The sequence below is a fragment of the Microcystis sp. M49636_WE2 genome (genome assembly GCF_030065375.1).
In the GTDB taxonomy this organism is placed as follows: domain Bacteria; phylum Cyanobacteriota; class Cyanobacteriia; order Cyanobacteriales; family Microcystaceae; genus Microcystis; species Microcystis aeruginosa_C.
Window position 1 is genome coordinate 1 of sequence record NZ_JASJFG010001080.1, and the last position, 3,192, is coordinate 3,192.

At 43.7% G+C, this 3,192-nt stretch carries 4 protein-coding genes and 1 pseudogene; 1 reads left to right on the plus strand and 4 read right to left on the minus strand.

The window, feature by feature from the left end; genetic code table 11:
- A pseudogene (locus tag PX484_RS25060) lies at positions 1-887 on the minus strand (ATP-dependent DNA helicase); the annotation flags it as partial.
- A gap of 200 nt (positions 888-1,087) precedes the next feature.
- On the opposite strand from PX484_RS25060, the gene psb28 reads away from it, so the two are divergent.
- Positions 1,088-1,426: a photosystem II reaction center protein Psb28 gene (gene psb28 / locus PX484_RS25065; protein ID WP_104396760.1), complete on the plus strand. Its 339-nt coding sequence runs from the start codon at positions 1,088-1,090 to the stop codon at positions 1,424-1,426.
- 83 nt (positions 1,427-1,509) lie between these two features.
- Here the strand turns inward: psb28 and PX484_RS25070 are convergent, their stop codons facing one another.
- The 3 genes from PX484_RS25070 to PX484_RS25080 all read right to left on the minus strand — a co-directional run.
- Positions 1,510-2,028: an FKBP-type peptidyl-prolyl cis-trans isomerase gene (locus tag PX484_RS25070; RefSeq protein ID WP_002803929.1), complete on the minus strand. Its 519-nt coding sequence runs from the start codon at positions 2,026-2,028 to the stop codon at positions 1,510-1,512.
- Positions 2,029-2,034: 6 nt separating this feature from the next.
- Positions 2,035-2,358: a phasin family protein gene (locus PX484_RS25075; RefSeq protein ID WP_002737682.1), complete on the minus strand. Its 324-nt coding sequence runs from the start codon at positions 2,356-2,358 to the stop codon at positions 2,035-2,037.
- Positions 2,359-2,372: 14 nt separating this feature from the next.
- Positions 2,373-3,192: phosphodiester glycosidase family protein (locus PX484_RS25080; protein ID WP_288106109.1), on the minus strand; the 820-nt coding region annotated here is incomplete at its 5' end.

Below are 3,192 nucleotides of genomic sequence, written 5' to 3' on the forward strand. Positions count from 1 at the left end.
CCGATACCCTGATTTTGACGGTATAAATTAGCGGATTTTTCGCTATCTAAAAAACTGCCGATTAAAACAAAGGGTTGCTGCTGCCAAATCGGTTTGAAAAAACTAGCCACCTCCAAAGGACTGATTTTTAGGGTAAATTCTTCTCGATCTCGATCTACTGATGTCCAGAGGAGATAATTATGCTCGGGGATTTTTGCCGCTAAAAGTTGCCAAGCAGAATTAGTGACTAAGTCTTGATCCAAGCGTTGCAGGAGAGCAATTATATATTCTTTTTCCTTGGCATCAATAAGATAGCAATTATAGGGATTAATTGGATGACCAAGAATACTTTGGCTAAGTTGTGCTTTAATTAAGTCTATAACCTCTTTATGCTGGGGATATGCTGACCCTAAAGCGAACCATTGTTCGGGAGTAATGGTGACGGTGAGATAATCTACTAGACAAGTTTCTAAATCTTCGGCCCGATCGATTATTGTGGGGATATTCTGGGGAAAATGACCGAGATTGCCCAATTTATCCTCTAACCATTGTTGGGGTGTGGTGAGGAGTAAACCGGTAAAATTAGCGGGAAAGCGATCGCTTTTGAGGATATCTCGCTGAGTTTGTAACCATGCTTGCAGATGGGGGATTTCCACTTCTAACAGTAGGTTTAGTTCTGACTCTGGGGCAACAATCAGAACAGGTGTATCACCCAAAAGAGCCGGGGTGAGATAACTGAGACAATAACGGGATAGAGTAGTTCCAGTTTGTATGAGAGAGGAACGTTTTAAGCGTAAAGCTCTAGCCACCAGTCGCCCCATAGTGAGATGATGAGACCAGTAAAAGCGTCCTTGTTCGCGTAAAAAAGCGCGTAGGGAAGAATGAACCGCTGCTTCTAATAAAACCATCTCATCTCAGTTATTGGTTATCAGTGATCGGTTATCAGTGGGAAGGGAGAGGTTTACAAGTGATCTTTCATCAGTCAAACCTACTCCCACGAGTTGACCGTGGATATTTTAAGTTTATGCTGTTGCATCTGCTTTTTACTTGCGACTTGGTGTGAGATGATCTAGAAATGTCTATTTTATGAGAAGGATAAAGAAAAGTAATGGCAGAAATTCAGTTTTCCAGGGGGTTAAAAGAACCGATTGTTCCCGATATCCGCTTAAGTCGCACTAAAACGGGAGAGAAGGGATCGGCAAAATTTTATTTTGATCAACCGACTATCCTCGGAGATCAACAAACCGAGGAAATCACGGGGATGTATCTCGTCGATGAGGAAGGGGAAATCGTCACCAGGGAAGTAAAAGGCAAATTCATCAACGGTAAACCTACGGCGATCGAAGCTACGGTTATTTTTAATTCTCCCGCAGAGTGGGATCGTTTTATGCGTTTTATGGAGCGTTACGGCAGCGAAAACGGTCTAGAATTTACTAAATCCTCCTGATTTTGCCCTTAGCTTCCAGCAATCTGTCAAAAAACCCGCATTCAGGATAGATGCGGGTAGAAGTGAAAAATCAGAGGAAAAACCTATTTAACTCCCAACAATTCCACATCGAAAAGTAAAGTCGCGTTGGGAGGAATTACCCCACCGGCACCCCGCGCACCATAACCCAATTCTGGGGGGATAATTAAGGTACGCTGTCCACCGACTTTCATCGATGCGACTCCTTCATCCCATCCTTTGATCACTTGACCCACTCCAATGGTAAAGGTAAAAGGTTGATTGCGATCCTTGGAACTATCGAATTTTTTGCCGTCTGTGAGGGTTCCCGTGTAGTGAACAGTCACTTTTTGACCTTTTTGGGGACTTTCTCCAGTTCCTTCCACGATATCGATGTATTTTAGTCCCGAATCGGTGGTAACTGCTTGATCTAAATCCATGGAGATGATTTCCTTATTAATAGTTTGAGTGATAGCGGGTGGATCTATTTCTGCGGCGATCGCATTGGTTTTTTCCCCTCCACCAAAGAGGGAAGCAACGATTAAAAATAAGCCACAAACCGCAATAATAGCAAAACTGAGCAAGATTTCGCGCATTGATTTCATAGTTCCCTAACGCCAGAGTTTATTCTCTAAGTCTCTCACCTGCCGTTCTAATCTATCAATCCTTCCCCGCAGTTCGTCCATTTCCGATTGTCGGGGAACCCCTAAATCCCGCAAGATCTGGCGAATATAGCGTTCTAAGTTATTCTCGAAGTTTCCCTGTTCGGACTTCATCTGTGTCATCAGATCATCGACAAAGTTTTTAGCCTGATCGGAATTGATTTTACCGTCTTTTACTAATTCATCGCTCACTTCTTTGATCTTTTCTGCCACCATGGAAGTAGTGCCAATACCCATCAGCAGCAATTGTTTAATCCAGTCGCTATTATCCATTGTTTTCACACTTTTCAAGGAGACGGGGATAAAAATATCCCTATTCCATTATGGACTTTTGCGGCGGTAACGGCAGAGCGATCGAGCAGATAACCCCCTAAGGTTATTCCAGTGGAACTACCCCCATCTAGGTTTAAACCGTCTGTTGCCGCCATTAACAGCAAAATTCGAGCTAATTCGCCTAAAGTTGCCCCCCTTCCCCCGACGCGATTATGGATAGCAACTAGCAGAATTTTTCCTTCTCGGCTAACTGCGATCGCACTGCGAGAAGCTTGTTGATTTTGGAATGCCGGACTAAATTTTTCGGCATTTCCATCCAAAACTATGCGCCCATTCTGCAATAATAGGGGGCCAGCACCTAAAATCTGAGGATAATTGGCAAAATCCCTCGGTAGGGTGACGCTATCGAGGTTGACTGTCTCACCAATATTTAAATTAATATCTGTCTTTCGGCAGATGACTAAATAGCCATTTTCTGGTATTTCTATACTATCCTGTGGCAAAAGATTATTTAATTTCTCCGTCACGCGATCGCCTTGGACGACTAACCCAGTTTCCCGCTCGGTGAGGGGATGATAATTACTTCCCCAATCGCGAGTATAACGACTGCAGCCGGCTGCCACAAAGGCACTATTTAACTGGGTTAGGGGAAAACGTTGTCCGGTGGCAGTAATGAGAGTTTCCTCTAAACTCAGGCGATCGATCCTGATTTTACCACGATTATCCCATGCGATCGCTCCTCGGTTTAAAATTGGTCCAGATAACCATTTGCCATCCACACGAATTGCTCCCAAAGGTAACTGATTATTACGATTAAAAAAGCCGCCATTAATC